Annotated in this window: 25 protein-coding genes and 5 pseudogenes; 16 read left to right on the top strand and 14 right to left on the bottom strand. The window is 64.5% G+C overall.

Translation table 11 applies throughout. The features are described from left to right. Window positions 1-40 precede the first annotated feature (40 nt). The 5 genes from GV161_RS26700 to GV161_RS26680 all read right to left on the bottom strand — a co-directional run bounded on the left by GV161_RS26700 (window position 41) and on the right by GV161_RS26680 (window position 5,481). Entirely contained in the window at window positions 41-1,090 is a 1,050-nt protein-coding gene (locus tag GV161_RS26700) for an extracellular solute-binding protein (protein ID WP_152014884.1), read from the bottom strand. 26 nt (window positions 1,091-1,116) lie between these two features. Next, window positions 1,117-2,244 carry an ABC transporter ATP-binding protein gene (locus GV161_RS26695; RefSeq protein ID WP_152014883.1) on the bottom strand — a complete coding sequence of 376 codons (1,128 nt, stop codon included), beginning with the start codon at window positions 2,242-2,244 and terminating at the stop codon, window positions 1,117-1,119. Beyond that, window positions 2,241-2,990 carry an ABC transporter permease gene (locus tag GV161_RS26690; protein WP_159650440.1) on the bottom strand — a complete coding sequence of 250 codons (750 nt, stop codon included), beginning with the start codon at window positions 2,988-2,990 and terminating at the stop codon, window positions 2,241-2,243. Before GV161_RS26690 ends, GV161_RS26695 begins: the two co-directional genes overlap by 4 nt. Before the next feature lie 447 nt (window positions 2,991-3,437). Further along, window positions 3,438-4,304 (bottom strand): LysR substrate-binding domain-containing protein, encoded by an 867-nt coding sequence (locus GV161_RS26685; protein ID WP_244624095.1) that lies wholly within the window; start codon window positions 4,302-4,304, stop codon window positions 3,438-3,440. 271 nt (window positions 4,305-4,575) lie between these two features. Further along, the gene (locus tag GV161_RS26680; RefSeq protein ID WP_152014881.1) at window positions 4,576-5,481 is read right to left on the bottom strand and encodes a LysR substrate-binding domain-containing protein; all 906 of its coding nucleotides are present in this window, start codon (window positions 5,479-5,481) and stop codon (window positions 4,576-4,578) included. Between the two features lie 94 nt (window positions 5,482-5,575). On the opposite strand from GV161_RS26680, the gene GV161_RS26675 reads away from it, so the two are divergent. Next, window positions 5,576-6,601, top strand: coding sequence for an amino acid ABC transporter substrate-binding protein (locus GV161_RS26675; RefSeq protein ID WP_152014880.1), 1,026 nt, complete (start codon window positions 5,576-5,578; stop codon window positions 6,599-6,601). Window positions 6,602-6,608: 7 nt separating this feature from the next. Further along, window positions 6,609-7,937: a pyridoxal-phosphate dependent enzyme gene (locus tag GV161_RS26670; protein ID WP_159650438.1), complete on the top strand. Its 1,329-nt coding sequence runs from the start codon at window positions 6,609-6,611 to the stop codon at window positions 7,935-7,937. 153 nt (window positions 7,938-8,090) lie between these two features. Here GV161_RS26670 and GV161_RS26665 read toward each other — a convergent pair whose 3' ends face one another. From GV161_RS26665 to GV161_RS26655, 3 genes are read right to left on the bottom strand one after another with little or no spacing between them, the layout of a single operon-like run. Then, window positions 8,091-9,329, bottom strand: a complete 1,239-nt coding sequence (locus GV161_RS26665) for a cyclopropane-fatty-acyl-phospholipid synthase family protein (protein WP_244624094.1) — start codon at window positions 9,327-9,329, stop codon at window positions 8,091-8,093. After that, window positions 9,326-10,129: a DUF1365 family protein gene (locus tag GV161_RS26660; protein ID WP_152014878.1), complete on the bottom strand. Its 804-nt coding sequence runs from the start codon at window positions 10,127-10,129 to the stop codon at window positions 9,326-9,328. The genes GV161_RS26665 and GV161_RS26660 overlap by 4 nt, the downstream gene beginning before the upstream one ends. Next, window positions 10,126-11,466 (bottom strand): FAD-dependent oxidoreductase, encoded by a 1,341-nt coding sequence (locus GV161_RS26655; protein ID WP_152014987.1) that lies wholly within the window; start codon window positions 11,464-11,466, stop codon window positions 10,126-10,128. The genes GV161_RS26660 and GV161_RS26655 overlap by 4 nt, the downstream gene beginning before the upstream one ends. Window positions 11,467-11,606: 140 nt before the next feature. Between GV161_RS26655 and GV161_RS26650 the strand changes: the two genes are divergently transcribed. The 6 genes and pseudogenes from GV161_RS26650 to GV161_RS26625 all read left to right on the top strand — a co-directional run. Further along, a complete protein-coding gene (locus tag GV161_RS26650) occupies window positions 11,607-12,206 on the top strand; it encodes a hypothetical protein (RefSeq protein ID WP_152014877.1) in 600 nt (199 codons plus the stop codon). 30 nt (window positions 12,207-12,236) lie between these two features. Beyond that, entirely contained in the window at window positions 12,237-12,605 is a 369-nt protein-coding gene (locus GV161_RS26645; protein ID WP_152014876.1) for a DUF2147 domain-containing protein, read from the top strand. Next, complete coding sequence (locus GV161_RS26640) at window positions 12,553-13,278, top strand: sigma-70 family RNA polymerase sigma factor (protein ID WP_244624093.1); 726 nt, start codon at window positions 12,553-12,555, stop codon at window positions 13,276-13,278. Before GV161_RS26645 ends, GV161_RS26640 begins: the two co-directional genes overlap by 53 nt. Further along, the gene (locus GV161_RS26635) at window positions 13,275-13,898 is read left to right on the top strand and encodes a ChrR family anti-sigma-E factor (protein WP_152014875.1); all 624 of its coding nucleotides are present in this window, start codon (window positions 13,275-13,277) and stop codon (window positions 13,896-13,898) included. The genes GV161_RS26640 and GV161_RS26635 overlap by 4 nt, the downstream gene beginning before the upstream one ends. Beyond that, window positions 13,895-14,698: a DUF1295 domain-containing protein gene (locus GV161_RS26630; protein ID WP_152014874.1), complete on the top strand. Its 804-nt coding sequence runs from the start codon at window positions 13,895-13,897 to the stop codon at window positions 14,696-14,698. Before GV161_RS26635 ends, GV161_RS26630 begins: the two co-directional genes overlap by 4 nt. Then, window positions 14,695-15,714: pseudogene (locus GV161_RS26625) on the top strand (cyclopropane-fatty-acyl-phospholipid synthase family protein); the annotation flags it as partial. The gene GV161_RS26630 and the pseudogene GV161_RS26625, both read left to right, overlap by 4 nt. A 27-nt stretch (window positions 15,715-15,741) precedes the next feature. On the opposite strand, the gene GV161_RS26620 reads toward GV161_RS26625, so the two are convergent. Continuing rightward, entirely contained in the window at window positions 15,742-16,155 is a 414-nt protein-coding gene (locus GV161_RS26620; protein WP_152014985.1) for a DUF2177 family protein, read from the bottom strand. A 170-nt stretch (window positions 16,156-16,325) separates the two neighbouring features. Here GV161_RS26620 and GV161_RS26615 point away from each other — a divergent pair, with 170 nt between their 5' ends. Together GV161_RS26615 and GV161_RS26610 are read left to right on the top strand one after the other, a co-directional pair. After that, on the top strand, window positions 16,326-17,138 hold the full coding sequence (locus GV161_RS26615; protein ID WP_159650436.1) for an alpha/beta hydrolase: 813 nt from the start codon (window positions 16,326-16,328) through the stop codon (window positions 17,136-17,138). A gap of 110 nt (window positions 17,139-17,248) precedes the next feature. Next, window positions 17,249-17,389, top strand: a pseudogene (locus GV161_RS26610) (SDR family oxidoreductase); the annotation flags it as partial. Window positions 17,390-17,513: 124 nt separating this feature from the next. On the opposite strand, the gene GV161_RS26605 reads toward GV161_RS26610, so the two are convergent. Next, window positions 17,514-18,272, bottom strand: coding sequence for an NmrA family NAD(P)-binding protein (locus GV161_RS26605; RefSeq protein ID WP_244624092.1), 759 nt, complete (start codon window positions 18,270-18,272; stop codon window positions 17,514-17,516). A gap of 224 nt (window positions 18,273-18,496) precedes the next feature. On the opposite strand from GV161_RS26605, the pseudogene GV161_RS31265 reads away from it, so the two are divergent. The 3 pseudogenes from GV161_RS31265 to GV161_RS26595 all read left to right on the top strand — a co-directional run. Next, window positions 18,497-18,619 (top strand): annotated as a pseudogene (locus GV161_RS31265) (ethanolamine utilization protein); the annotation flags it as partial. Continuing rightward, window positions 18,606-18,797 (top strand): annotated as a pseudogene (locus tag GV161_RS31260) (DUF4130 domain-containing protein); the annotation flags it as partial. The pseudogenes GV161_RS31265 and GV161_RS31260, both read left to right, overlap by 14 nt. A 10-nt stretch (window positions 18,798-18,807) precedes the next feature. Further along, a pseudogene (locus GV161_RS26595) lies at window positions 18,808-19,332 on the top strand (integrase core domain-containing protein); the annotation flags it as partial. Between the two features lie 510 nt (window positions 19,333-19,842). On the opposite strand, the gene GV161_RS26590 reads toward GV161_RS26595, so the two are convergent. Beyond that, window positions 19,843-20,154 carry a CcdB family protein gene (locus tag GV161_RS26590; RefSeq protein WP_159650434.1) on the bottom strand — a complete coding sequence of 104 codons (312 nt, stop codon included), beginning with the start codon at window positions 20,152-20,154 and terminating at the stop codon, window positions 19,843-19,845. Between the two features lie 4 nt (window positions 20,155-20,158). Then, window positions 20,159-20,389 carry a type II toxin-antitoxin system CcdA family antitoxin gene (locus GV161_RS26585; RefSeq protein WP_201303055.1) on the bottom strand — a complete coding sequence of 77 codons (231 nt, stop codon included), beginning with the start codon at window positions 20,387-20,389 and terminating at the stop codon, window positions 20,159-20,161. A gap of 239 nt (window positions 20,390-20,628) precedes the next feature. Here GV161_RS26585 and GV161_RS26580 point away from each other — a divergent pair, with 239 nt between their 5' ends. Then, on the top strand, window positions 20,629-22,122 hold the full coding sequence (locus GV161_RS26580; RefSeq protein WP_152014870.1) for an amidohydrolase family protein: 1,494 nt from the start codon (window positions 20,629-20,631) through the stop codon (window positions 22,120-22,122). Window positions 22,123-22,125: 3 nt separating this feature from the next. Further along, window positions 22,126-23,052, top strand: coding sequence for a GTP-binding protein (locus GV161_RS26575; RefSeq protein WP_152014869.1), 927 nt, complete (start codon window positions 22,126-22,128; stop codon window positions 23,050-23,052). 35 nt (window positions 23,053-23,087) lie between these two features. On the opposite strand, the gene tenA is transcribed toward GV161_RS26575, so the two are convergent. Both tenA and GV161_RS26565 read right to left on the bottom strand, forming a co-directional pair. After that, window positions 23,088-23,756, bottom strand: coding sequence for a thiaminase II (tenA, locus tag GV161_RS26570; RefSeq protein WP_152014868.1), 669 nt, complete (start codon window positions 23,754-23,756; stop codon window positions 23,088-23,090). Between the two features lie 37 nt (window positions 23,757-23,793). Next, entirely contained in the window at window positions 23,794-24,756 is a 963-nt protein-coding gene (locus GV161_RS26565; protein WP_152014867.1) for a MerR family transcriptional regulator, read from the bottom strand. A gap of 235 nt (window positions 24,757-24,991) precedes the next feature. On the opposite strand from GV161_RS26565, the gene GV161_RS26560 reads away from it, so the two are divergent. After that, a complete protein-coding gene (locus tag GV161_RS26560; RefSeq protein ID WP_152014866.1) occupies window positions 24,992-26,146 on the top strand; it encodes a diguanylate cyclase in 1,155 nt (384 codons plus the stop codon). The last annotated feature ends 57 nt before the right edge of the window (window positions 26,147-26,203 follow it).

The raw sequence follows: 26,203 nt of genomic DNA, 5'->3' as shown, positions 1-26,203 counted from the left end.
AGACCGGCTGTCAGGCCCTGGCGAGGTCGGTTCGCCATGGTCAGCCTCGTTCGAGCAGGCGGCGCCACCAATCATTGATGTCGTCGCGTACCGCGCTCAATTTCGGATAGGGCGCCGGGATGAGCTTCGGAGCAGGGTTCGGAAGCGCGAGCTGCTGCCCGAGTTCTCCGTCGAGCGCCGCGTTCGAAACGGTCGGGTGGTAGCTCATTTTCTCGGCGAAACCGCGCTGCGCTGCCGGGGCGAGCGCCGCATCGAGATAGGCGAAGGCCGCGGCCTTGTTCGGCGCGTTCTTCAGCACGCAGAGGCTGGTGACATAGGCAAGGCAGCCCTCTTTGGGGAACGCCGCCTGAATGGGGAGGCCGGCCTTCTTCCAGAACAGGACGCGCGCATACCAGAGCGGGCCGATGTCGATTTCGCCGGACTTCAGCGCCGGGGCGAAGGCCTCGGTCGAGGTGAAGACGCGGGCGCGATTGCGTATCAGGGCCTCGACCTGAGGCTTGACCTCCGCCAGCTGGCCGACATCGTCCTTGTGTTTCAACGCCAGCGCCATCGCCAGCCAGAGATAGCTGTTCTCGAACAGGCCGACCTTCCCCTTGAAGCGATCGGCCTCCATGTCGGAGAAGGTGGTCGGTGCCTCCGAGACCCGCTCCGGATTATAGGCCAGGACCTGCGGGCTGTAGATTTGCGGGATCGAATAGGTATTGGCGAACTCCGGCAGCACATGTTTGAGGTTCGGCACTTTCTCTTGATCGAGCGGCTCAAGCATCCCGGCCTGTTCGAGATCATAGGCGGCCGGGCCCTGGACGGAGATGACGTCGATCGTGCCGGCGGGAAGCCGGCGTTGTGCGATCGCCTTGGCGATGCGCGTCGGCTCGATGCCCGCATCCTGGATGGCCTCGATGCCCGAAGGCGCGAGCAGCGGCTTTTCGATGATGCTTGCCAGATAGGCGCCGTAGTCGCCGCCCCAGGTGCTGACGACGACACGCCCTTGCGCAGGCGCCGCAACCGCCGGCGCGCAGATGAAGGGCAATGGAGCCGCTCCGGCAATAAGCCCGAGCGCCTGCCGCCGAGAGATCGACGAAATGCTCATGTTTCCTCCGATGTTTTTTGGCTGTTTCAGACGGCTTGCTTGATCAGCGGCCGAGCCAGATCCGGACGGACCGGAACATCCCTTTCGTCGAAGAGGTGCTCGTTCATCGCATCCCAGGTGACCGATAATTCCGCTCCGGCAGCCTGGCGGGCATTGCGATGCACCCCTGCCAGATCGTGCACGCTGATCGATGTCTCCGCGCCGATGCCGAGCAGGTAGTCGACATGGCTGCCGACATAGGTCGCGTCCTTCACGACGACGCTCGTGCCGGCGCCGGCCGGATCGATCGATGGCCGGAGCTGGATCCGCTCCGGACGAATGGCCAGGGTGTGCTGGCCTCGCGACTGATAGCGTGCCGCCAGTCGGATCACCGTCCCATCCGGCAACTGCAGGCGATCGCCCCCGACGAGCTCGCCGGAGATGAGGTTGCTATGACCGATGAAGCTCGCCACGAACGGATTGGCAGGCTGCTCATACAGCTCTTCCTGCGTGCCGATCTGCTGAACCCGTCCGTCACGCATGACCACCAGGCGGTCCGCCATGGTCATCGCCTCTTCCTGGTCGTGGGTGACCATGAGCGCGGTCAGGCCGCGAGCCCGCTGAAGCTGCCGGATTTCGCGCGCAACGGATTGGCGCAGATTGGCGTCGAGATTCGACAATGGCTCGTCGAGCAGCAGCACAGAGGGGTTGATCGCCAAAGCCCGCGCGAGTGCGACGCGCTGCTGCTGCCCTCCTGAGAGCTGCCGCGGAAGCCGGCTGGCCATCGGCCTCAGCTTGACCATGTCGAGCATGTCATCGACGCGCGAGCGGATCTCGTCCGCGGCAAGCCGCCTCATCCGCAGCCCGAAGGCGATGTTCTCGGCGATCGTCATATGCGGAAAGAGCGCGTAGCTCTGAAAGACCATCCCCATTTGCCGCCGGTAGGGCGGCAGTCTCGCGTAATCCTTGCCCTCGAGGAGGATGCGGCCGGCCGACCCCTCCACGAAGCCGGCGATAAGACGCAGCGTCGTGGTCTTGCCGCATCCGGAGGGACCGAGAAGGACCAGCATCTCTCCGCGGCGGACGCTGATGTTGACGTTGTCCACGGCGACGGCCGGCCCATAGGTCTTCGTCAGGCCTTGGATTTCGAGAAAGGTTCCGTGCGCTTCGGTCATGACACGACGCTGCTCAGCTTCACATAGCGATCGATCGCCAGGAGCAAGGCACCAATCACAAGGGTTTGGGTGACGACGACCGCTGCTGCGAGCGGGTCGTAGCGGTATTCGAGGTATTGCAGCACCGAGATCGGAAAGGTGATCGTGCCGGGGCTGATGAGGAACAAGGTCAGTTCGATGTTTTCGAAGGACACGATGAAGGAAAACAACGCGGCTGCGACGACACCTTGTTTCATCATCGGAAGTGTAATGCGAAGAAGAACCTTGAGTGGCGTGGCCCCCAGATTGGCGGCTGCCTCTTCGATCGACCTGTCGAGGTGCATCAGATTAGCGATGCACAGCCTGATGACCCAAGGCGTGGTGATGAGCAGATGGGCGAGGACCAGGACGACCGGAGAGCCGATCGCGGAAACGCCGCTGATGCGATCGATCTCGACCGTCTGGATATAGATGCCGAGCCCGATGACCACGCCTGGAACGCTGAGCGGAGCGAGCAACAGGACGTTCAGGCCGGCGCGTCCGAAGAAGCGATATCTGACCAAGGCGATGCTCGCCGGCACGCCGATCAGAATGCTGCCGGCCGTGGAGAACAGCGCGATCTTCAGGCTGGTCGCGAGGCCGCTTGCGAAGTTTGGAAACTCGGCTAGCCGCGCATACCAGTCAAAGGTGTAGCCGCTCGGTGGGAAGACGATGACGCCGTCGGCGAAGAAGCTCATATAAGCGGCCATCACCAGCGGGATGGCCATGATCAATGCGCCAGCAAGGCATAGAAGGTCTAAAAGCAGTCGATTCCGTGTAGGCCAGGCATGCTCACCAGAGACAAAGCCTGCATATGAGCGCATAGTGGCTGACAAAGCTTCCCCCTCGCACATTGGTCATGCGCGGTATTATTGATTATTGCTCACTCAGGCCGACGTTTCAGCCTGGGGGAGATATCGCCTTGGGAAGGCGATAGGGTCAATTTTGGCGTGGTTATACGGCTATGTGTGCTCGTTATGACCGCAGGCGCCTCTGAGGTCGCTCGGCGCTGGAGGGCATCTTCAGGGGCTTTGACATCATAGCCGCGGCGCTCGTTCGCAGCGGCCGCAGGTCATAGGCCTAGGCTGCTGCCGGCTTCGCCTGTCTCGACAGGCGGTCAGAACGCCTGGACCGAACGCAGGGCAGGATCATATCCAGGGCAAAGCCCCTTTGGATCAGCGCGCGACCATGAGGCAGTCGATAAAGTCCCTGACGAGATTGGATTTGGGCCGCCCCAGCGGCAAAAGCAGCAGACTCTTGATCCTGACCTCCGGCTCGAACGGCCGCAGAACCACCCCGGCAATGTTCAACGCAGGAAGAACATGCGGGTGGACGAGTCCGACGCCGACTCCTTCGGCGACAAGCGTACAGACGGTCGTGGCATAGATCGTCTCGACCACTGTCCGAGGCGGCTCTGCGCCGGCCTCGTTCATCACATGATGAAAGCGCTGCCGGGCCCTGTCTTCCGGGACATACTCGATGAAATCCACGCCTGACAGATGATGCGGCCGGATGACATCGTATTCAGCAAGAGGATGGCCTTGGGGGATCGCGCACAGCGCTGCAGGCGACACGAAGGGTTGATAGCTGACACCTGTGGTATCGATCTCGTCGGCAGCCAGTCCCAGATCGAACGCACCGGCCGCGACACCGTCCCTTATGTCCCTGGAGGTGAGCACCATCAACGTGACGGCAATGCTCGGTTGAATGCTGCGAAAGCGCCCGATAGCGCGCGGCACGAGCGCGGATGCCAGGGCAGAGAGCGATCCGATCCGGATTTGGCCGGCGCCATGATCGCGTATCCGCGCCGCGCTTGCGCGCAATTTGTCCATTCCGCGGAAGTGCAGCTCGACCTCGGCGAGGAACTGCATGCCTTCCGGGGTTGCGACAATGCGACTTTTAACCCGGTCGAAGAGAAGGAAACCCAGGGCTCGTTCGAGATCGGCGATCGCTCTGCTGACGGCTGGCTGGCTGATCCCGAGCGTTTCGGCGGCGCGGGACACTGTTCCGACTTTGATGACTGCCAGAAAAATCTCGATCAACCGAGTGCTTATCGCATCGCGAGGATTCTGCCCGTCCATGCTCTGGAGCTAGCACGCCGATCCGCCGAGTGTCGACGCCGTCTGGTGTGATCCCGATCAGCGATGTGCAGATCGACCTCGAACCATCGGCTGAGGGGGCTCGATGACAAGAACCGCAAGCGCGAGAAGCTGCTGGCGGAGATCAAGCTGGTCGTTGGAGACCTTGCCTGGCTGGCCGAAGTCGCGGATGTCCACTTCCGGGCGACGTTCCAATGTCGGCTTCTGGCGCTTGTCAGGCGTTGTCGAGTTGGAGCGCAAAACGGTTCCTCACCTCGGCCAACACGCCTAGGAAGTCGCGGACGAGCTGTGGCCGCGGGCGCCCTGGCGGAAAGACGAGATGCTTGCGGAAATGCAAGGCGGGCTCGAAGCGCAATACCTTGAATTCTGACCGGTCGAGCCCAGCGATGGCAGCAGGGTTGACCAGACCGATCCCCGCACCTTCTGATGCGAGCGCGCAAACGGTGACGGAGTATTCGACGTCGACGACAACGCGCGGCTTCGCCTGCGCGGCGGCCAAGGCATCATGGAGGCTGCGCGCCAGACGTTCGTCGAAGTCAAGCTGCAGGAATGGCTGATCGTGCAGATCCTCCGGCCGGATCATCGCCCGCCCCGCGAGAGGATGGTCGCGTGGAACGACCGCGACCATCCAGTAGTCGGAGAAATGCTGATGCTCGACGCCAGCGAGGTCGACCTCCTCCGAGCATAGCCCGACGTCGAATTGCCCGGATGCCACGAGATCCCTGACCTGACTGGATGATTGCACCTGCAAGGTCACGTTGATGCTTGGGAACTCTCTTTGAAACAGGGCCAGGGCCTTGGGCACCAACCGGGCTCCAAGCGAATGCAGGCTTGCGATCTTGAGTGCGCCGGCGCCGAAATCGCGAATGCGGGCGGCGGCGGCCTCCAGTTTCGCCATTGCAAGGAAGTGGCTGTCCACCTCGCGAAAGAACATCCGACCCTCGAAGGTCGGGACCATGCGGCCGCGAATCCTGTCGAACAGGGCGAAGCTGAGCTCGCGTTCCAGCTCAGCGATGCAGCGGCTGATCGCTGGCTGGGTCACGCCCAACAGATCAGCCGCGCGCGAGGCGCTGCCGCTGGTCATGACAGCGGCGAAGGCTTCAATCTGCCGATGCTGCATAGCTATCAGTTTTCGTTATCAAGTTGGCGTAAGTGGATATTGGACGCATAGCGTTGCGCTGCCTAGCCTCAGCCAAACAAGAATGGGGAGGCCGATGATCGCAGATTTCCTCAAGACGACGGCGCTCGCAGCCGGGCTGCTGTGGTTGTCGATTCCATCGGCTGCGGCCGGACCGCATATCGATGCGCTGAAGCAGCGCGGGGTGCTCAAATGCGGCACCTCCGAGGGCACGCCCGGTATCACCATGCCGGATCGCGAGGGCAAGTGGACCGGCATCTATGCCGATCTCTGCCGGGCCATAGCGGCGGCCGTGCTGGGCGATGCGAGCAGGGTCGATTTCGTGCCGACCACCACTGTCACGCGCTTCACCGCCTTGCAGAGCGGCGAGATCGATGTGCTCTCGCGAACAGCGACCGTGACCTTGACCCGCGAGGCTCAGCTCGGCCTGCGCTTCGCGCCTATCTGGTTCTATGATGGCCAGGCGATCATCGTCGCACGCAAGCTCGGCGTCACCAGCGCAAAGCAGCTCAGTGGCGCCACAATCTGCGTCCAGCAGGGCAGCACCTCCGAGCTCAACCTCTCCGAATATTTCCGCACGAATGGCATGACCTTCTCGCCGGTGACGGTCGCGACGCTCGATGCGGTCGAGGACGCCTTCTTCTCCGGCCGCTGCGACGCCTACAGCAACGACTCGACGCCGCTCATCGGCATGCGGCTCAAGGCCGAGCGGCCCGATGACTACGTCCTGCTCCCGGAACGCCTGTCTAAGGAGCCGACCGCACTCGCGATCCGCAAGGGCGACGAGCAGTTCTACGACGTCGTCCGCTGGGCGGTCTTCGCGCTGATGGAGGCCGAGGAGATGGGTGTCACCTCCGCCAATGCAGCCGAGCTCGCGGCAAAGGGCCCGCCGTCGGTCAAGCGTCTGCTCGGCAGCGAGCCGGGCCTTGGCAAGGCGCTGGGCCTCGACGAGCGCTGGGTCGCCCGGATGATCGCAGCGGTGGGCAATTATGGCGAGATCTTCCAACGAAATCTCGGCAAAGGCTCCCGCATCGGCCTCGAGCGCGGCCAGAACGATCTCTGGACGCGCGGCGGCCAGATCTATGCCTTGCCGCTGCGCTGAGGGGAGGATGGACGATTTTGCCGATCGCCGGCCAGCTACGCCCCCCGGCCCTGCAGGCCAAACGGCCCTGCCTTCCTGGGTCGGCGCGTCTTCCTCGCTGGCCACCTCTCTGATCTCGATGTTCGACGGAGAGCGGCAGCCGCTCTATCCGCAAACTGCACCGTTCGTCGCCCATGTCGATAGCGTCGGCGACGAGCCGTTCCACTATCCATACGAGGTCGGCTACGCCTATGAGCGGCTTCCCGACGATTTGTTCACGTCAGGCTTCGGCAGCGGTCTCGAACGCTGGGCGCCATTGCTGCCGCCGCTCCTGCGGGGCCTGTCCTGTGGCGAAGGCGCGACGCCGCTGGTCCCAGCTCCAAGGGCAGCCGCCTGGGCCGGTTTGCCCGAGCTCTTCATCAAGAACGAGAGCGCCAATCCAAGTTGGAGTCACAAGGATCGTCTGAGCCTCTGCACCGTCAGCGCCGCCGCGGCGGCGGGGGCAACAGGTACGGTGATTTCGTCGTCGGGCAACCACGGCGCTTCGGCCGCGGCCTATTCTGCCCGAGCCGGGCTGCGCTGCATCGTGCTCTGCGACGACCGCATATCGGAGGCGCATGCGCAGCAAATGCGCGCCCATGGCGCCGCAGTTGTCGCGATGCCGCGCGCCGCGCGGTGGCCGCTCCTCGATGTTCTCTCGTCCCGGTCCGGCTGGTATCTGATCGGCAACACGGCGCCGACCCATACCGGCCACCCGTTCGGTCCGGAGGGCTACAAGACCATCGCCTACGAAATATTCCTGGAGCTTGGACGGGTGCCGGCTGCAGTGTCCGTGCCGACGAGCTACGGCGAGCTGCTGTTCGGGATCGGCAAGGGTTTTTCCGAACTCAAGGCACTGGGCTTGGCGAAGGAGGAGCCCGTCTTGATTGCTGCCGAACCCGAGGGCTCGGATGCCCTCGGCCGGTCATACGCCAGCGGCTCGTCCAGCACCCTGGAACCAACCGAAACCATTGCTCACGGTATCGGCTCTGCCCGCGGCGGTTTCCGCGGAATCGCCGCACTGCGTCGGTCAAGGGGGCTCGCCGTTGCGGTTCATGATCGGAGCATTGCCGATGCCCAGGCTGCTCTCGCGCTCGACGGTCTCTGGAGCGAGCCGGCTTCGGCCGCGGGCCTGGCAGCATTGCGCATCGCTGCCAAGAAGGCGCTGCTGTCGCCCGGTCCTCTTGTTCACATCTCCACGTCAACGGGGCTGAAGGCGCCCGATCATGCGGCCGGTGAGATTCCACACCTCGCTCACGCCGATTGGGACCAACTGCGCAGGGCCCTGGCTGCGAGCTACAACGTGTTTCTCGACTGATCCAACCACGGCCAGGCGGGGGTAAGGACAGGCGTAAATCGCAACTGCTTGCGGCCAGCCAAATAAAGCGCTGTTGCGGGATCAAACGTCTGCATTCAGGCGGGCGCCCGATGTCCGGTTGTGGCGCGATGAGGAAGCTAAGCGCCTTGAGATCTATTGGCGCCCGCCCAAGGCAACCAGACTGACGTCGATCGTGCCGGCTCGGAAACCGGCCTCGCAATAGCTGAGATAGAATTCCCATAGCTTGCGGAACTGCTCGTCGAAGCCTTGCGGAGCGATCTGCGGCCAGCGCTCGAGGAAGCGCCGGCGCCATTCTTTCAAGGTCCAGGCGTAGCTCACGCCAAACTCGAGGCGTTCGATCTCGGCCAGCCCCGCCGCTTTCGCCGCGCCGACCAGTGCGGGAACCGAAGGTAGGCAGCCGCCAGGGAAGATGAAGCGCTGAATGAAGTCCGTGCCTTGCTGGTACGGCTCGAACAGAGCGTCGTCGATGGTGATCGACTGCAGCACCGCATGACCACGGGCCGTCAGCGAGCTGCTCAACGCGGCAAAATATGTCGGCCAATAGTCGCGTCCCACCGCCTCGATCATCTCGATCGAGACGATGCGATCGAACTGGCCGACAATGTCCCGATAGTCCTGCAGGCGAAGGTCTACCCGGTCCGCCAGCCCGGCTTTAGTGATCCGCTTTTGCGCGTATGCAAGCTGCGCCGGGGAGAGCGTGATGGCGGTGACGTGGCAGCCCTCGCGAGCCAGGCGCTCGGCCAGGGCGCCCCAGCCACAACCGATCTCGAGGACCCGCTCGCCGCCCGAGAGCGCGAGCATCTCGACGATCCTGTCGAGCTTGCGCTCCTGCGCGGCCTCGAGCGTGTCCGTAGGCGCCTCGTAGAGCGCGGACGAGTAGGTCATGCCCGCGTCGAGCCAGTGCTGGTAGAAGTCGTTGCCTAGATCGTAGTGAGCGGTGATGTTGCGGCGGCTGCCCGCGCGACTGTTGGCGTTGCGCCAATGCCGCAGGCGATTGAGCAGGCGCGCCGGCCAGGTGCCGGAGACGAGCTGGCGCAGCGTCGCGTCATTGCGCGCCCCGAGTTCGATCAGCGCCGTCAGGTCGGGCGTCGTGAAGTCGCCGTCGCGATAGGCCTCGGCCAGGCCGATATCGCCATCTATCAGCAGGCGGCGCATGGCGCGCCAGTTCTTCAGGACGATCGCCGCCTGCGGTCCCGGTTCGGAGGAACCACTCCAGAGCCGCTCGCCCTCGGGCGTGACGATGCTCAGCCGACCAACGACGATCTGCGAAAGCAGCCGGCGCAGGAACCAACGGGAAAGGCCGATGCCGCCCGGCAGCGAGAGTGACGTTTCGGCCATGGCTGCCTGGCGTTCGGTGTCGGGAAGTCTCATGGCTGCATCGATCCCTTCGGATGAGGAGCCGCCGCCCGGCCGGTACTGAACCGATGCTCAGGCGGAGCAGGATGCGTCCACCAGCGCATGCGCTTCGCGATGAGACGCAGCGCGTGCCAATGGATGGCGGCGGTGACCTTCAAGGTGAGCAGGGGATGGGTCGCCAGCAGGCGCATCAGCGTCGCGTCGTCGAGAGTACGGCGCTGGCCGCTCAGAGAGGCGGTGATCAGCCTCCCTTCGGCATCATGCCCGTCGATCACGATCGAGACGCGCTCGCCCGGCGGCTCGACCTGAAAGGCGTAGCGCATGGCAAGGCCCATGAAGGGCGAGACATGAAAGCGCTTCTCTGCCTCCTGCCTCACAGGACGCGCCTGCGCACCCACCGGTGCGACATAGCTGTGGACCTCGCCGAAGGTGTTGTGCACCTCGTAGACGGTCGCTCGCAGGTTGCGGTCGCGGCCATAGCAGAAATAGGTGCTGACCGGATTGAAGGCGTAGCCGAGGATGCGCGGCATGGTCAGCAGCCGCACTGCGCCCTGATCCCAGTCGATACCGGCTGCCGCCATTGCTTCCGCAACCTGCTCCTTCAACGGCCTGCCGCTGCGGTCGCCGTAATCGACATCCCGGAAGGCGTAGAGATTGAAGCGGTTGCGGGAGAACAGGCGCGATTGCTTCGCCAGGGCGTCGATCTCGTCGAGATCGAGCAGCATCCAGAAGACCCGGTAGGCCAGCGCATGCGGCCTCGGCCGGAACCGGCTGTGGCGTACACGGCCGACATAGAGCGCGGAATGCCGGGTCATGCCGCAAGCTCGCGCGAGACCCGGAGGGGGATGCGGCCGGATTCGTCGGGGACGTTCCAGGGGCGCCGCACATCGCCGAGCGCCTCGGCAACGGCGAGCCCCGATTGCAGCCCGTCCTCGTGAAAGCCGGAGCCGAAATAGGCGCCGCAGAACCAGCTGCGCCTTGCACCTTGTAGCGCCCACAGGCGCTCCTGAGCGATGAGCGCGGCCTGGTCGAAAATCGGATGCTCGTGGAATTCTTCCCGCAGGATGGTCTCTGAACGCAGCGTATCGGGCGGGTTCAGCGTGACGAAGAACGGCCGCTGCCCGGGCAGGTTCTGCAGGAGGTTCATCCAGTAGGTAACCGCGCAGGCGGCATCCGGCCGGGCGCGCTCGCCGATATGATTCCAGCTCGCCCAGGCACGGCGACGCTTTGGCATGAGCGCCTCGTCGCCATGCAGTACGGCGCGGTTCCGGCTGTAGCGAAAGCCGCCCAGCGCGCTGGTTTCGAGCGGGTCGGGATCGGCGAGCATGGCCAGTGTCTGGTCGGCATGAGCAGCGAAGACGACCTGGTCGAAGCGCTCGCTCCAGCCATCGCCCATGACCAGAACCTCGTTCGGCGAGCGCCTGACCTGGCGCGCCGGCGTGCCGAGCCGGATGCTGCCGCCAAACCGCTTGCGTAGCCGCTCGACATAGACGGCGCTGCCGCCGGTGACGGTGTGCCAGAGCGGGCGGTCGGTCAGCTGCAGCAGGCCATGATTATGATGGAAGCGCAGGAAGGCCTGGACGGGGTAGGACAGAATCTCCGAGCACGGAGCCGACCAGATCGCCGCCGCCATCGGCAGGAGGTGGTCGTCACGGAACGCGCTGCCATAGCCGCCGGCAGCGAGATACTCGCCGAGCGTCATCGCGTCAGCGCTTCCTGCCCGGGCATCGCGGGTGGCATCCCGGTAGAAACGGACAAGGCCCTGGAGCATGGCCCAGAAGCGCGGGCTGGCCAGATTGCTTCGCTGCGCGAACAGACCGGCAAGGCCCGTGCCGCTGTATTCGAGGCGCCCTCCGTCGAGAGAGACGGCGAAGGACATCTCGGTCGGTTGCGTCGCGACGCCCAGATGATCGAGCAGTGCGACAAAGTTCGGATAGGTTTTCTCGTTGTAGACGATGAAGCCGGTATCGACGGGCGTTTCGCTGCCGTCGTCTCCAGGCACCAGTATCGTGTTCGCATGACCGCCGAGCCGCGGCTCGGCCTCGATCAGCACGACATCATGCGCCTGTCCCAGCAGCCACGCCGCCGACAGGCCGGAGATGCCGGCGCCGATGATGGCGATCCTCTTTGGGGGTTCGTGAGCCTGCGGCATGGCCATTCCTTGCTCTTCGGAAAGGCTATACGCAGGGGGCTGCGCTTTGGATTTGCGCCCGGTCCCGGAAATCTCCGCCGGGATGTGGGCCGATCGCTACGGCCCTACGTAAGCAGACCGAGACAACCGGAGGTCTGGCCATGCCCGCCAAGGGGCTGAAGTGTCTGTTCGCCGCATTGAGCGCCCACGTTGCCCATCCAGGGCCACGGGAAGCGATCGCCAACACGGTCGCCCTGGTGATCGTCTCGAACCAGCCCTTCTACCCGCTCTATCTCTACTGGGCCGTGTCGCCCGTGATCTCGCCGTCCCTTCTGACCTTCCTTTCGACGCCGCTGTTCGCGCTGGTGCCGAGCGCGATGCGACGCAATTCCAGGCTCGGGCGCTGCCTTCTGCTCTGCGCCGGGATCGGCAACACGCTGCTCTGCCGCTTTGCCTTCGGAAGCACGTCAGGCGTCGAAGTTTTCCTGTTCCCCTGCCTGATGCTGTCAGCTCTGCTTTTTCGCCGCGACGAGCGCATCTATGCCGCCGGCTTCATCCTGCTGAGTTTCGCGGCCTATCTGCTCCCTGTCGATGCCATCGCGGCACCGCTGCATCTCTATCAGTCGCAGGAATACCTCGCTCTGCAGCGCCTGAACTTCCTGAGCGCAGCTTCGCTGACCGCGTTGATAGGCTGGCTTTTCGCGGGGCAACGCCCGGACATCTCGGCCGGCGGTGAAACCGGAACAGGCCAGCGAGCGTAGAAGAGACACACCTTGCGGAAAGGACATCGCATGAGACGTCTTCTGCTCGCCCTGATCATCGGCTCTCCCTCTGCCGCAGGCGCGGCTTCGACCGCGCTCGACGGCACCTGGCTGCGCGATGACGGCAACGCTCGCGTTCGTATCGCTCCCTGCGGCGACAAGGTCTGCGCCACCAATCTCTGGATCGGCGACACCAGCAAGGGCGAAGCGCCTGGCGATAAGCTCGTCATGACCCTGTCGCGCCAGGACGACGGCTCCTTTTCCGGCACCGCCTATGATGCCAAGCGTGACTGGTCCTATTCGATGACAATCAAGATTGCTCCCGGCGAACTCACTACGCGCGGATGTGTGCTGGGACGCCTGGTCTGCCGTGACGTCGGCTGGAAGTCGGCCGACTAGCCGGTGCGGCCGGCCCAGTGATCCGTCGCCGCGGCGCCACCGTATCTTCAGTATGGTTGCCGCATTCGCCCTGACTGTCGAAGACATGCGCGAGGCGTCAGCCGCAGCGCAGGGAGGTCGATTCTTCGCCTTGTTCGACGCCAATGCCTTGATTGCCGCGATTGCGCGTTCGGGTGACCGGGCCGCTTTTGTCGAGCTCTTCGACCATTTCGCGCCGCGCGTGAAGGGGTTGCTGATGCGCGGCGGCACCCCGGCTGAGCTGGCGGAGGAAATCGCGCAGGAGACGCTGCTCACGGTCTGGCGCAAGGCCGCGCTGTTCGATCCTGCCAAGGCGAGCGCCTCGACCTGGATCGCCACGATCGCGCGCAACCGGCGCATCGACATCGCCCGGCGGGAGACCCGCTCGCGGCTTTCGCAAGTTTATGAGATTCTGGATGAAGACGGACCTCAGCAGCCTGACGAGACCATTTCGGGAGCCGAGCGCGACGCGCGGATCAGGGCAGCGATGACCGGACTGTCCGCCGACCAGTACCGGGTCGTCGAACTCGCCTTCCTGGAGGAGTTCAGCCATCAGGACGTGGCGAAGCGTCTGGCGATCCCGCTCGGCACGGTGAAGTCGCGGCTGCGGCTCGCTTTGTCGCATCTGCGCAGCAAGCTGGAGGATTTGCGATGAGCATGGCCCATCGTCCATCCGACGAGACTCTCGCCGCCTTCGCCGGCGGCCACCTCGATGAGGGGCTGGCGCTGGCAGTCGCTGCCCATGTCGAGCTGAACAGCGAAAGCCGGCACTTCGTGCATGAGCTCCAGGCGGTTCAGGGCGCCTTGCTCGACCATATCGAGCCGGTTGCGATGGCTGCGGGCGCGATGGACAGGATCGAACAGCATGCGGTCTCCCGCCATCCCGCCGAGCCGCGTACCGTCGAGCCTGGTATTCCGGCCGTATTGCGTCCCTATGCGCTCGGGCCATGGCGCCCGATCGGAATCCGGATCTCGATGAGGCGGGTCGAGGTGCCCGGGTCGCAGGCGCGGGTCTTCATGCTGCGGGCCGGCCCGGGGATCGCGCTGCCGCATCACAAGCACACTGGCTTCGAGTGGACGACGATCCTCGCCGGCGCCTACGAGCACGAATATGGCCGCTTTGCCGTCGGCGATTTTGACGAGGCTGACGCGGAGCACGACCACACTCCCCGTGTCGACCCCATCGAGGGTTGCACTTGCCTGGTCGCCATGACCGGCAATGTGCTGTTCCAGGGGTGGCTCGGCAGGCTGCTGCAACCGCTGGTGCGGCTGTGACCTTGGCCTCCTTCGCGGCAGCGTTGCTCTTCGTCGGCGTTGCAATGTCGGCGACCATGCTGCTGGCGACCAGGATCGAACGCCGCACCGGCAATTCCGGATGGATCGATGTCGTCTGGACCTTTGGGCTTGGCGTGATCGGCACCGCGGGGGCGCTCCTGCCATTCGGCGAAGGGCCATTCGCACGTCGTCTCTTCGTCGCTGCGCTCGTCGCGGCATGGGCTCTGCGTCTCGGCGTGCATATCGCCAGGCGAACCAAGGGAATCTCCGACGACCCGCGCTATGCCCGCATGAAGCGCGACTGGGGAGGGCGGGCACCCAGAATTATGACCCGGCTACTGCAATTGCAGGCACTCGCGAGCATCCCGCTTGCGATCGGCATCATCCTGGCCGCTCATAATCCGGCCGCGCTCGGCCAGCCGCAGGACGCGCTCGGTCTGGCGATCTTCCTCGTCGGTATCCTCGGAGGCGCGATCGCCGACCGACAGCTGCGCGGCTTCGCGCAATCGGGCCTGGGAGGCGTCTGTGATACGGGCCTCTGGGCCTTCTCGCGCCATCCCAACTACTTCTTCGAAGCCGTGCTCTGGTGTGCCTATGCGGTGATCGCCTCCGCTATGGGCTATCCGATCGGCTGGCTGGCCTGGCTCGCGCCCGCCTCGATCACCCTGCTGCTGGTCCGCGTCTCCGGCATTCCGCCGCTGGAGGAGCACATGCTCGCCAAGCACGGGGCGGCCTATCGCGACTATCAGCGCCGGACCAGCGCCTTCATCCCGCTGCCGCCAAAAGGAGCCAGGCCATGACGATCATGCAGAGGCTTTCGAGCTGGGGCGAGGCCTTGCCCGTGCCTGATGCGGTCAGCCGGATGGTCATTGCATCGCTGGTGGGACGGACGGAACGCGCGCTCGCAACCCAGCCAGGCAATGCGGCCGGCTTCGCGCGGGAGATGGCCGATCGCCCGATCGCGTTGCACGCGGACGCCGCCAATGCGCAGCATTATGAAGTGCCGGCGGCATTTTTCGACCAGGTCCTTGGGGCGAGGCGAAAGTATTCCTGCTGCTACTATGACGACCCGACTGACAGTCTCGCAACGGCCGAAGAGGCGGCGTTGGCGCTGACCGCCAAGCATGCCGGCCTTGCCGACGGGCAGGAGATCCTCGAGCTCGGCTGTGGCTGGGGCTCGCTCTCGTTGTGGATGGCGGAAGCCTACCCGCAGGCACGGATCGTCTCGGTCTCGAACTCTGCCTCGCAACGCGCCTTCATAGAAGAGCGTGCGCGCGAACGCAGCTTCGGCAATCTGCGCGTCATCACCGCGGACATGAACGACTTCGCCATCGAGGAGTGCTTCGACCGCGTCGTTTCGGTCGAGATGTTCGAGCATATGGCCAACTGGCGCACGCTGCTCGGACGCGTGCATGGCTGGCTGAAGCCGAGCGGGCGCCTGTTCATCCACGTCTTCGCGCATGTGCGAGGTTGTTACCGCTTCGATGTCGGCGAGAGTGCCGACTGGATCGCCCAGCACTTCTTCACCGGCGGGATCATGCCGAGCGCGGCGCTGGCGCACCAGTTCTCCGATCTCTTTGCAGTCGAGGAAGAATGGCGCTGGAGCGGCGACCACTACCGCCGCACCGCGGAGGATTGGCTGACGAATTTCGACCGCAACCTGCCGGTGATCGAGCCCATTCTACGCGAGGTCTATGGTGAGGACGCGCCGCTCTGGCGGAGGCGCTGGCGCCTGTTCTTCCTTGCGACGAGCGGACTATTCGGACATGCCAGCGGCGAAGCCTGGGGGGTCAACCACTACCGGCTGAGGCCCGTCTGGCGACATGCGGGCCGCGGGTGGCAATCAGAGCCAGCCCCAGCCGATCGCCCGCCGCACGACCTCGTAGGCGATCCAGCTGCAGAAGCCGACGACGACCGTGCCGTAGAGGATGTCGGCGAGCGTGATCGTCAGCGTCCATGGCCGCAGCGTTGCGTAATTCGTCAGATCGTAGGTCGCGTAGGCAAGCAGGCCGATCAGGGCGCCGTTGAGGAATGCGGCGCCCGCATTGCCCTCGCGCAAGGCCGGCATCACCGCGAAATGCAGCACGCCAAGCGGAAAGCCAAAATAGAACAGCGCCGCCGGCACATAGCGCACCTGTTCGACGATCAGATCGCCGAGCGCGGGACGATAAAGCCTCGCCGTCATCGTGCCGAGCCAGATTGCGTCACAGATACCGAAGGCGACGAGAAAGGCGACGTAGCCGGCGACGAAGCGCATGACGACCTCCAGGATTTGGTATCTGCAGATACGTAGCGCGCGCCAATCCGGATTACCTTGCGGTGCAACTTGGACAGTTCGACGATCCAGCGCGCCTTGCCCGACGTACATTTGCAAAGGCCAGCAACGCAAAGGCGCCGATGACAATCTCGATTTCCAGGCGCGCTGTCATGGCGGCGCTTTCCGGCATTGCCCTCGCCGGCTGCGCCGCGCTGCGGCCGGGCGCGCTGAGCGAAGGCGCGCGAGATGCCGCCTATGGCGGCCATCCGCGCCAGACGATGGACATTTATGTTCCGCCCGGCGGCGGTACGGGACGGCCGGTCGTCTTCTTCATCTATGGCGGCTCATGGGCCAACGGGGCCAAGGAAAGCTATGCCTTCGTCGGCGACGCCCTGGCCAGTCGTGGCTTCGTCACCGTGATCGCCGACTACCGGCTCGTACCGGAAGTACGCTTCCCGGTCTTCATAGAGGACGGCGCCGCGGCACTTCGCTTCGTGCATGACGAGATCGCACGCTTCGGCGGCGATGCGCGCCGGATCCATCTCATGGGTCACTCGGCCGGTGCCTACAACGCGATGATGCTGACACTCGACAAAAGTTACCTCGCGCGCGCCGGCCTGTCCCCCGATGTCATTCGCTCGACGGTAGGCCTTTCTGGACCCTATGATTTCCTGCCTCTGGATATCGACGTGACCGGAGCGGCCTTCGGTTCTGCGTTCAACCTGGAACGGACGCAGCCGATCCATTTTGCCCGCAAAGACGTGCCGCCGATCCTGCTTGCGACCGGCGCCGACGACATCACTGTCCTGCCCCGCAACAGCGAGCGGCTCTCCGCCGCACTACGCCGCGCCGGTGCGCGCTCCGTGACGCTCAAGACCTATGCTGGCCTCGGCCACGCCGGAACAGCAGCTGCGCTCGCGCGCGTCATGAGCTGGCGCGCGCCTGTCCTTGATGATGTCGTTCTGTTCTTTGGGAGTAGCTAAGCGATCTGAACGGTGGAACCGCGTTGCTGCGAGCTCGACGAGCACCACTTCCACGGACTGATCAGCCAATGTCCGCTTGGCGTAGTCGAATCAATGTCCGGAAGTGGCGCTTCGGCGAAGGCACGCCAATGAAACGGCCGGGGCAGCCCAATGAAGTTGCGCCCAGCTTCCTGTTTTTGGCCTGCCAGGATTCCAGCTATATGACTGGCGAAGTTCTGCATCCCAATGGCGGAACGCCGGTCAACGGATGATCTTTGCACACTACGGCTTTTCAGTTCGGTCCTGTTGCCAGCTTTTGGACGTACGTTTCGAGGGTTGTAGCGCCTCGGACTGGATCGTCGGAGAGATCAAAGCCACCGTCGAGGCTGACTGCGGTCATTCGCGCATAGAGTCCGCGGCTGCCTCGGAAAAACCGAGCAGGAGGAACGCTTCCTTCCACTTGCCGCGCGGCGTGACCTCTACTTTGACTGACTCACCGAGGGCACCCGAGAATGCCTCGGCGACGTCTTCACTCGAATAGCGCCTCGGACCTTCAACATATCGAACGCCAATGTCAGTGGGCGGTGACAGAAGCCTCTCGGCGGCAACTTTGCCGAGATCATCTGGTGCGACCATCGGGATCGAGACATCCGCCGGAAACATGGTCGGCAGCTTGCCTGTTCGGCGGACGGTCTTGAGCAGCCCATCCCAATTGCTCATGTAGTAGCCGGCGCGATTTACCGCTGAAGGGATCGATTGCGCACGGAGGCCTTCTTCGAGTTCCCAGAGAACATTGAGATCGCCGATACGCTCTCCATGCTGGGCGCCACCTGTCGACTCCGCGACGACCTTCTCAAGCCCTGAGTCCTCCAGAGCGCGCAATATGTTGGCGACTGTGTGCCGTTCGACGACATCCGTGTCCTGCGATGTATCAGCGGGAGGATTGAGCAGGAAGGCCCGTCGTCCTTGCTGAAATGCAGCCCTCAGGGAAGGCACATCCGCGACATCGGCCTTCACAAGCTTAGCGCCCTTCGCGAGCCATCCGGCAGCATGATCCGGGTCGCGCGTGACAATCGTGACCGCTTCGCCTCGGCTCAGTAGGACAGCTGCGGTTGCCGAGCCGACGTGCCCGGTCCCGCCCATGATGACGAACATGGATGGCTCCTCCGTTCAGGTGATCGAACAAGCGGCGAAGTGGGGCTTCTGTTCCATGACGAGCTGTTGCCCACGATATGCACTTGGCTGTGCTGACCGACCCTGCGCCGGCTCGGCGACGGCTTCCATCGTGAAAGCAGGAAAGACGCGGAACTTACCAGTCGGCCATTCGTAGTCGGGTGGAAATCCAAAGAATTCTCGCTGGATCGCCACGGAGCATGTCGATGAAGGTAAGAAAGTTTGCGCTGGCCGATGCATCCCTGGAGCGTTCCCCCGGACAGCAAGCAGATATTTACGTTGGAGATCTGGTCGACGAGCGTCATGGCGGGTCGGTCGCGATCGGGTATCTGCCACAGCGATCCCGCGCGTTTCGATCTGCTCGACCGCCTGCTCTGGCGCCTGCAGGAGGAGCGCGAACTCCTCCAGATCGCCTCCGACCATGATGTTCACCGCGCCGAGGCGTTGGCCCGCTCGGTCCGGCGCGATATGCACAAGATGACCGCCTTTGTGCGCTTCCGCGAGGTCGATGACGGGGATGCGCGAGGATCGCGCGCCGGCGACGCGGCCGAACGACGTCTGGGCGATGGATTTTGTCCATGACCAGTTGGCGACAGGCCGCAAGATCCGGGTTCTGACGGTGGTCGACACCTTCTCGCGCTTCTCGCCGGCCGTCGATCCGCGCTTCAGCTATCGGGCCGAGGACGTCGTCGCCACGCTGGAAAGAGTCTGCGCGAAACTGGGCTATCCGAAGACGATCCGGGTCGATCAGGGCTCCGAGTTCGTCAGCCGCGACCTCGACCTGTGGGCCTATGCCAAGGGCGTCACCCTGGACTTCTCCCGCCCGGGGAAGCCGACCGACAACGCCTTCATCGAAGCGTTCAACGGCCGTTTCCGCAGCGAGTGCCTGAACACGCACTGGTTCCTGACGCTTGCGGATGCGACGGAAAAGATGGAGGCTTGGCTCAGCTACTACAACGAGGATCGGCCGCACGGGGCCATCGGCAACAAGCCACCGATCCTGCTGCAAAATCCCGGCGGGACACCCAGCCCGCCGCCGTGACCAAAGGCCGGAAACTCCAGCCTCCGACGATCCAGAAAATGGGCTCGGATCATCCTTATATTGCCGTGCCGCGTAAATCCTTGGACGCGTTCGCCGCAAAATATGCTTCGCTTTATCAGCTATCCCAGGGCCTTGGAAAAAATTTGCCTACTTTGAAACGAGATCTGGCTCGCCGTGGTGTTGAGCCAGTTTGGCCTCCAAACCGGGCTGGTGCTTCGTTTTATCTGCGGTCCGCGATCCCTCCTAGCATCTAGGTCAAACGACCTTCGCTAGGATTTCAACCCGGCCCATCAATGGCCGGGCTTTTTCGTTTTAGCGCTAAGCGAGCGGCTCAATTCGCGGAAGCACTATCCCTCTGATTGCGGAACTTTGATCCCGGAATCCAAAAATCCCAATCAAATGATTTCAATCACTTAGGGATGCGTGTGCGGCAACACTATGCCTCATTCAACAGTCGCTAGATGCAATGACGGTCGGGGCTTGCTCCGGCCGTTTTTTTGACTCGTCGAGTTATATGCCGGTCAGCATCAGATCGAGTGCTGCCGTGATGGCGAAATGCTCCTTCGCGAGCGATGTGACCGGCGGCCCCAGCAGGTTGCGACGGATCGCGACGATCTCGGTCGGCACCAGAACGACCTTGATGCCATCGACGGTAAAGCTGGGGTTCAGCCGCTTGATCGCCGGCAGCAGTTCAGCCCGGCGCAGCGGTACGATCACACGTGTATCAAACGAAGACAGCAGATCGGCCTGAAGGTCGATGACGAACGGATATTCGGCCCGCAGGCGCTCGCCGGGATGCTCGTAGACGTCGTATTGCGCCACGTGCTCACCAGCCGCGGAATTCGTCGGAGAACAGGCCGCGCTCGGCCGTCCAGGCATTCTGGGCAGCTATGGCTTCGCTGTTCTCAGCGAGCCAGCGTCGTGCGTCTTCTTCCGCGATCCGCTTCCGCAGAGCGTCCTCGGTGATAGCCGAGAGGTTGAGCCCGTGAGCACGCGCCGCCTCGATCAGGTCGGCATCGAGCGAGAGGTTGATTGGTCTCTTGGCAGCACGATTCATGCGCATGAATTATGCACATTCGGAAGGTGCTGTCATGTGACGTGATCTTGCCTCACGAAGGTTCGCCGCTGCTTCCTGCCATCAATATCCGCTTCATCGGCCTCGTGCCGACCCGACATGCGTCATCCGCCGAAGCGGTTCACCGGCAACGCGCTTGTCTCGGCAATTCCCGATCGGCCAACATCGGGTGCTTCGCGATCACTGGTCGCGGGCCAACCGAGGGATGAGGGCAAGAGCAGATGAGCGGACTGTTGATCGCGGGTGGCCGTGTCGTTGATCCGGAAAGCGGCCATGACGACATCGCCGATGTCGCAGTCGCGGACGGGAAAATCGTCGCGATCGGCTCCGGTCTCGGCAGCGCCGAACGCGTGATCGACGCGAAGGGGCTGGTCGTCGCTCCCGGCTTCATCGACCTTCATGCCCATGGCCAGTCGATCCCGGCCGACCGCATGCAGGCCTTCGACGGCGTCACGACGACACTGGACCTCGAGGCCGGCGTGCTGCCGGTCGCCTCCTGGTATCGCCGCCAGGCGGAACAGGGCCGCATCCTGAACTACGGCGCCGCGACGAACTGGGCCTTCGCTCGCATCGGCGCGATGATCGGGATCAATGAGGAATCGTCGCTGGAAGCGTTCGGACGCGCGATGCGCGATCCGCGCTGGATGGACAATATCTCGTCGCCGTCCGAGCAGCAGAACATCCTCGAGCGCATCGCGGCCGGGCTCGACGAGGGCGGCATCGGCATCGGCATCCTGAACGCCTATGCTCCCGGCGCTGGCGTGCAGGAGCTGACCGCGCTCTGCCAGCTCGCCGCCGAGCGCGGCGTGCCGACCTTCACCCATATCGCCTATATGGCGAACACCGACCCGAAGAGTGCGGCGGAGGCCTATATCCGCCTGATCGGCTATGCCGGCGCGACCGGTGCGCATATGCACATCTGCCACTTCAACAGCTCCAGCAAGACCGATGTCGTGCGTTGCGCGTGGCTGATCAAGAAGGCGCAGGAGCAGGGCCTGCCGATCACAGTGGAGGCCTATCCCTACGGCACCGGCTCGACGGTGATCGCGGCCGCCTTCTTCAGCGACCCCGAATTCGAGCGCCGCAATGACACGAGCTACGAGCAGATCCAGCTTGTCACCAGCGGGCGCCGGATCCAGGACCGCGAGGACCTGCTCACCGCGCAATCGGAAGACCCGTCGCAGCTGGTGCTGTGGCACGTGCTCGACACCGAGAACAATGCCCGCCATCGCGACATGCTCGACCTCTCGGTCCTGTATCCCGGCGGCGCGATCGCATCGGACGCCATGCCCTGGTCGATGCCGGACGGATCGACCTATACCGGCGATGCCTGGCCGCTGCCCAACGAGGCGACCTCGCATCCGCGCTCGTCCGGCACCTTCACGCGCTTCCTGCGTCACTGGGTGCGCGAACGGCAGGCGGTCAGCCTGCAGGAGGGGATCGCAAAGTGCACATTGATCCCGGCCGAGATCCTGGCCGCGAGCACGCCCGCCATGCGTGACAAGGGCCGGCTGAAGGCTGGAGCCGATGCCGATGTCGTGGTGTTCGATCTGGAGCAGCTCACGGATCGGGCGGAGTTTTCGGCGATGAACCGCCCCGCCGAGGGTGTTCGGCACCTCGTCGTCAGCGGCGAGCCGGTCATCGCCGATGGCGTCATGAATGTCGCGGCCCGGCCGGGCCGGCCGGTGCGCCGTCCGTTCGGCGCGGCTGCTTAAGCCATGCCGGTTCCGATCCTGCTGGTGACGGGCTTTCTCGGAGCTGGCAAGACGACGCTGGTCAATCGCATCCTGCAACAGGCTGACGGTCGGCGTATCGCCGCCGTTGTCAATGATTTCGGCGCGATCAACATCGATGCGGAACTGATCGCCGGCGCGGAGGACGGGGTCGTCAGCCTCGCCAATGGCTGCATCTGCTGCTCGCTGGAAGGCGACCTGCTGCGCACGCTCGCCAATCTGCTGCGGCGAACGCCGCGCCCTGAAGCCATCGTGATCGAGACGAGCGGCGTCGCCGATCCGAACGACATCATCCGCAACCTGATGGACCCGGTGATCTGGCGGGAAGCCCCGCTGGAGACGGTGCTGTGCGTCGTCGATGCGGCGGCGCCGGAGGCGGGGCTCGGCGATCCGCTGTTCCTGAGCCAGTTGCGGATGGCCGACCTGCTCGCCGTCAGCAAGGGGGACCTCGTCGACAAGGCCTCTCTCGACGCGCGCTGCCGGTCCCTGTCGCAGATCAATCGCCGGGCCGCTCTTGTCAAGGCGACCGGGGGCGATGTCCCGCTCGATCTGGTCTTTCCTGACGTCGGCACGGCTCGCGAGCGGACGACGCGCCCCAAGAGGCCGAGTGTCGACCGTTTCGAAAGCTTCAACTGGACGTCCAGCGAGCCGATTTCGCTCGCCGGGTTTCAGCACGTCGTCGGCCGGCTGGCGCCACGGCTCGTGCGTGCGAAAGGATTTCTCGAAACGATCGAGAAGCCAGATTGCCGGTATCTCTTCCAGCTCGCCGGCGGGAGGGCCACGCTGGCACCTCTCGATCGTGACGAGCTGGTGCAAGGCACCAGGATCGTCTTCATCGCGGAGATCGGCAGGATCTCTCAGGCGGATATCGATGATACGATGACCCGGGCGAGAGGGCATCGGGCCAAATAGCCCCGGGGACGCACGGACACGCCTGGTTCGACCGTTCAGGCCTGCGGCGTGTCGAGCCCCATCTGCCAGAAATCGGCCTCCAGCTTCGAAGCCTGGCCGAACAGGGCGGCGAGCTCGGAAAAGCGCGCTTCGGTCATCGCCCGCGCCGCGAGCTCATCGAGATGGCGGCGGGCGTCGCGTGCGACCTGCTGATAGGCTTCGCCGGCATATTCGCCGATCCAGTCGCGATAGGGATGGTTGTCGAGCGCCGGTCCGAGCTCTCTGGCGAGCTGGGCGCCGATCTCGGCATAGCCGACGATGCAGGGGCTGAGCGCGACATGCAGGTCGAGCAGGTCGCCGGAGACGCCGCAATCGAGCACGAAACGGGTGTAGGCGACCGTCGCCTGGTGCTCGGGCGCGGCTTCGAGCTGCTCGGGCGAAAGCCCCCAGCGGCCGCAGAGCCGGAGATGCAGGTCCATTTCGAGATCGAGGATCGCCGACAACCCGGCCTTGGCGGCGCGCATGTCGGCAAGATTGCGGCTCTTATAGGCCGCCAGCGCATAGGCGCGGGCGAACTGGATCAGGAAAAGGTAGTCTTGGACGAGATAGGTCCGGAAGGCGGCCTCGGGCAGCGTGCCGTCGCCCATGCGCCGGACGAAATCATGCTCGACGTAAGATGCCCAATCCGCCGCCGCGGCAGCCTTCAACCTGTCGAAGATGTCCACGGCCGCCCTCTCGCAACGGGAATCGCTGGCCGCAGTCTTAGCCCAGTCGGAGATGGGAGGAAGCCGCGGCAGCTTCTGGCTCGAGCACGAGCACCGTCATCGCCTCATTGATCCACCACCATTCGCGGCCGGGTGCAGCTTCGCCGCGCAAGGTCGCGAGCAACTGCTGGTAGCGCAGCGAGCGCTCATGATGGCGGCGATACTGGTCGAGATGCCAGGCGCGGAAGGCTTCGTCCGGCTCGCGCTGCATCGCCTTGGCCGAGGCGTCCAGCCAGTTGCCGGCGATGGTGCGGCCTCTGTCCGAGTCCGGAGCCTGGCCTGCGTCCATCGCCTCGCGAACGTCCGCAAAGATGCGCTCGGCGGCGGCGTGATAGGCGGCAGGGTCGAAATCGGGCGTCCACATCGCGGCGGCATCGGCCTTGGCCTGGGCAATGACCGCTTCGTCGCTCAACATCGCCCTGAGCTCGGCGAAGGCATCGATCTGTTCAGGCGTCGGATCATCGGGAAGTTCGGGCGCGCCGGCTGCGATCGCCTTCTGCCGCCATTCCGGGTTCATCCTGTCGCCGGTGACCTCATCATAGAAGCGTTCGGTCAAAGCGCGCATGTCGGCATTGGACAGGCTGGTCATGGTCCATAGTCTCCGGATGTCGTCGGCGGTGGGTTCGGGATTGCGCAGGGCGGCGCGCAGGGTCGCGGCGATCCGGCGCTTGCCGGCGATCTCGGCCTCGAGCGCCGAGAGGCGCAGCGCCAGCAATTCGGCGAGCGACCCCTTGCGGGCGAGGATGCCCCGGACCGCCGTGAGACTCGTACCCATGGCCCGGAGCGCCTGGATCAGGTCGAGCCGCGCCGCGTCGGCGTTCGAATAGACGCGGTAGTTCGCCATGGTGCGGGTCGCCGGCGGCAGCAATCCCTCGTCGGAATAGAAGCGGATGCGCCGGACGGGCACTGCGCAGAGACGAGCGAGCTCGCCGATGGTGTAGCGTTGGTCGTTCGCGGTCATGGGATCGTCGTAGCGTCTCCATCTGGTGGAGGGTCAAGCGGCAGCGAAATCAGTCGAATGCAGGCCATCGCGGCAAGGCTGGCGAAACCCTGCCGGGCGAAAGCTGTGTGCCCAGCACCCGCCGTCAAAGCGGCGTTAGCCAGTTGCCGCCATTGTCCTGCGCGTGCACGCCCCACGCCACGACCCGATCTCCAGGCATGCCGAGCCGGCGGGCGATCCGCCGAGCGGCGGGACGATGGCGCGTCGCCTCGACGGTCTCGGCTTCGAGCCGGTACTGGAACGCGAGTATCGGCAGCATATGCGCGCCGACCAGCACCGCAGCACCCTGGTCTGCCTGATCACGGCGCTCGGCATCTGGCTGACCTTCATCGGGCTCGACCTGACACGCCTCGACAATCTCGTCGCGATCGGCAGCCGCGACAGCTTCGTCGAACTCGCGATCGTGCTGAGGCTGGGGACGCTCGCCGTGATCCTGCGCCTGGTCTGGATCGTCCGCCGCAACCGCCAGGCCCATGCCTATCACCACCTCACCATGCTGGCGCTGGCGCTGATCGGCGTGACCTGCGCCTTCATCGCCAACATGTACAAGCTGCGCGGCCTGCCGCAGGCGGACATCGCGCAACTCGTGATCATCGCCGCCGTGTTCCTGCCGGTCGGGCTGACCTTCCTGCAGAGCCTCGGCATCGCCCTGCTGATCGCGGTGTTCACCACCGGGCTCGGCTTGCTGATGCTCGAACCGGCGCAACTGGCCGAGCATGGGCGGCTGTCGATCCTGCTGTTCTTCGCCGTTTTCGTCAGTGCCGTCGGTGCCTGGCTGCGCGAGAGGGCCGAGCGCGACCAGTTCCTGCTGCGCCGCATGCTGCACAGCCGGGCAATGTCCGATGCGCTCACCGGCATCGCCAACCGGCGCGGCTTCGAGGAGCATGTCGCGATGGCACTGCTGCAGGCGCGGCGCGAGCGGTCGCCGGTCGTCTTCGCTGTGCTCGATGTCGACCACTTCAAGCGCTATAACGACCGTTATGGCCACCAGGCCGGCGACATCGCGCTCGCCCTGATCGCCCGCGCCATCGACAGCAAACTGCGCCCGCCGATGGACATGGTCGGGCGGCTCGGCGGCGAGGAGTTCGGCCTGCTGCTCTACGACACCGCGCCGCAGAAGGCGCAGGAGCGGCTGGAGCGGGTCGCACAGGCGATCGCCGAGCTCCGGATCGAGCACGCGGCATCGCCGACGGCGCAATACATCACCGTCAGCATGGGGGCGGTCGGTTTCGACGGGCAGGAGACGGCGGTCGATCTCTACCGGCGCGCCGATGCGGCGCTCTATGCCGGCAAGGCCTCGGGCCGGAACCGAGTCGAGCTGGGCAAGGGCGGCGAACGCCTCGCAGGGTAGCCTGTTGCGCTGCCGAGCTGCTATGCGGCGTCCGTCCTGACGCGATGAGAGATTTGC

The organism is Bosea sp. 29B (assembly GCF_902506165.1).
Lineage (GTDB): Bacteria > Pseudomonadota > Alphaproteobacteria > Rhizobiales > Beijerinckiaceae > Allobosea.
This window is presented reverse-complemented; position numbering and strand designations above follow the sequence as displayed.

What these genes read in the sequence shown, in the direction of transcription:
- GV161_RS26700 (WP_152014884.1), bottom strand. Translation starts at nt 1,090, where the DNA reads ATGAGCATTTCGTCGATCTCTCGGCGGCAGGCGCTCGGGCTTATTGCC.
- GV161_RS26695 (WP_152014883.1), bottom strand. Translation starts at nt 2,244, where the DNA reads ATGACCGAAGCGCACGGAACCTTTCTCGAAATCCAAGGCCTGACGAAG.
- GV161_RS26690 (WP_159650440.1), bottom strand. Translation starts at nt 2,990, where the DNA reads ATGGCCATCCCGCTGGTGATGGCCGCTTATATGAGCTTCTTCGCCGAC.
- GV161_RS26680 (WP_152014881.1), bottom strand. Translation starts at nt 5,481, where the DNA reads ATGCAGCATCGGCAGATTGAAGCCTTCGCCGCTGTCATGACCAGCGGC.
- GV161_RS26675 (WP_152014880.1), top strand. Translation starts at nt 5,576, where the DNA reads ATGATCGCAGATTTCCTCAAGACGACGGCGCTCGCAGCCGGGCTGCTG.
- GV161_RS26670 (WP_159650438.1), top strand. Translation starts at nt 6,609, where the DNA reads ATGGACGATTTTGCCGATCGCCGGCCAGCTACGCCCCCCGGCCCTGCA.
- GV161_RS26665 (WP_244624094.1), bottom strand. Translation starts at nt 9,329, where the DNA reads ATGAGACTTCCCGACACCGAACGCCAGGCAGCCATGGCCGAAACGTCA.
- GV161_RS26660 (WP_152014878.1), bottom strand. Translation starts at nt 10,129, where the DNA reads ATGACCCGGCATTCCGCGCTCTATGTCGGCCGTGTACGCCACAGCCGG.
- GV161_RS26655 (WP_152014987.1), bottom strand. Translation starts at nt 11,466, where the DNA reads ATGCCGCAGGCTCACGAACCCCCAAAGAGGATCGCCATCATCGGCGCC.
- GV161_RS26650 (WP_152014877.1), top strand. Translation starts at nt 11,607, where the DNA reads ATGCCCGCCAAGGGGCTGAAGTGTCTGTTCGCCGCATTGAGCGCCCAC.
- GV161_RS26645 (WP_152014876.1), top strand. Translation starts at nt 12,237, where the DNA reads ATGAGACGTCTTCTGCTCGCCCTGATCATCGGCTCTCCCTCTGCCGCA.
- GV161_RS26635 (WP_152014875.1), top strand. Translation starts at nt 13,275, where the DNA reads ATGAGCATGGCCCATCGTCCATCCGACGAGACTCTCGCCGCCTTCGCC.
- GV161_RS26620 (WP_152014985.1), bottom strand. Translation starts at nt 16,155, where the DNA reads ATGCGCTTCGTCGCCGGCTACGTCGCCTTTCTCGTCGCCTTCGGTATC.
- GV161_RS26615 (WP_159650436.1), top strand. Translation starts at nt 16,326, where the DNA reads ATGGCGGCGCTTTCCGGCATTGCCCTCGCCGGCTGCGCCGCGCTGCGG.
- GV161_RS26605 (WP_244624092.1), bottom strand. Translation starts at nt 18,272, where the DNA reads ATGTTCGTCATCATGGGCGGGACCGGGCACGTCGGCTCGGCAACCGCA.
- GV161_RS26585 (WP_201303055.1), bottom strand. Translation starts at nt 20,389, where the DNA reads ATGAATCGTGCTGCCAAGAGACCAATCAACCTCTCGCTCGATGCCGAC.
- GV161_RS26580 (WP_152014870.1), top strand. Translation starts at nt 20,629, where the DNA reads ATGAGCGGACTGTTGATCGCGGGTGGCCGTGTCGTTGATCCGGAAAGC.
- GV161_RS26575 (WP_152014869.1), top strand. Translation starts at nt 22,126, where the DNA reads ATGCCGGTTCCGATCCTGCTGGTGACGGGCTTTCTCGGAGCTGGCAAG.
- GV161_RS26565 (WP_152014867.1), bottom strand. Translation starts at nt 24,756, where the DNA reads ATGACCGCGAACGACCAACGCTACACCATCGGCGAGCTCGCTCGTCTC.
- GV161_RS26560 (WP_152014866.1), top strand. Translation starts at nt 24,992, where the DNA reads ATGGCGCGTCGCCTCGACGGTCTCGGCTTCGAGCCGGTACTGGAACGC.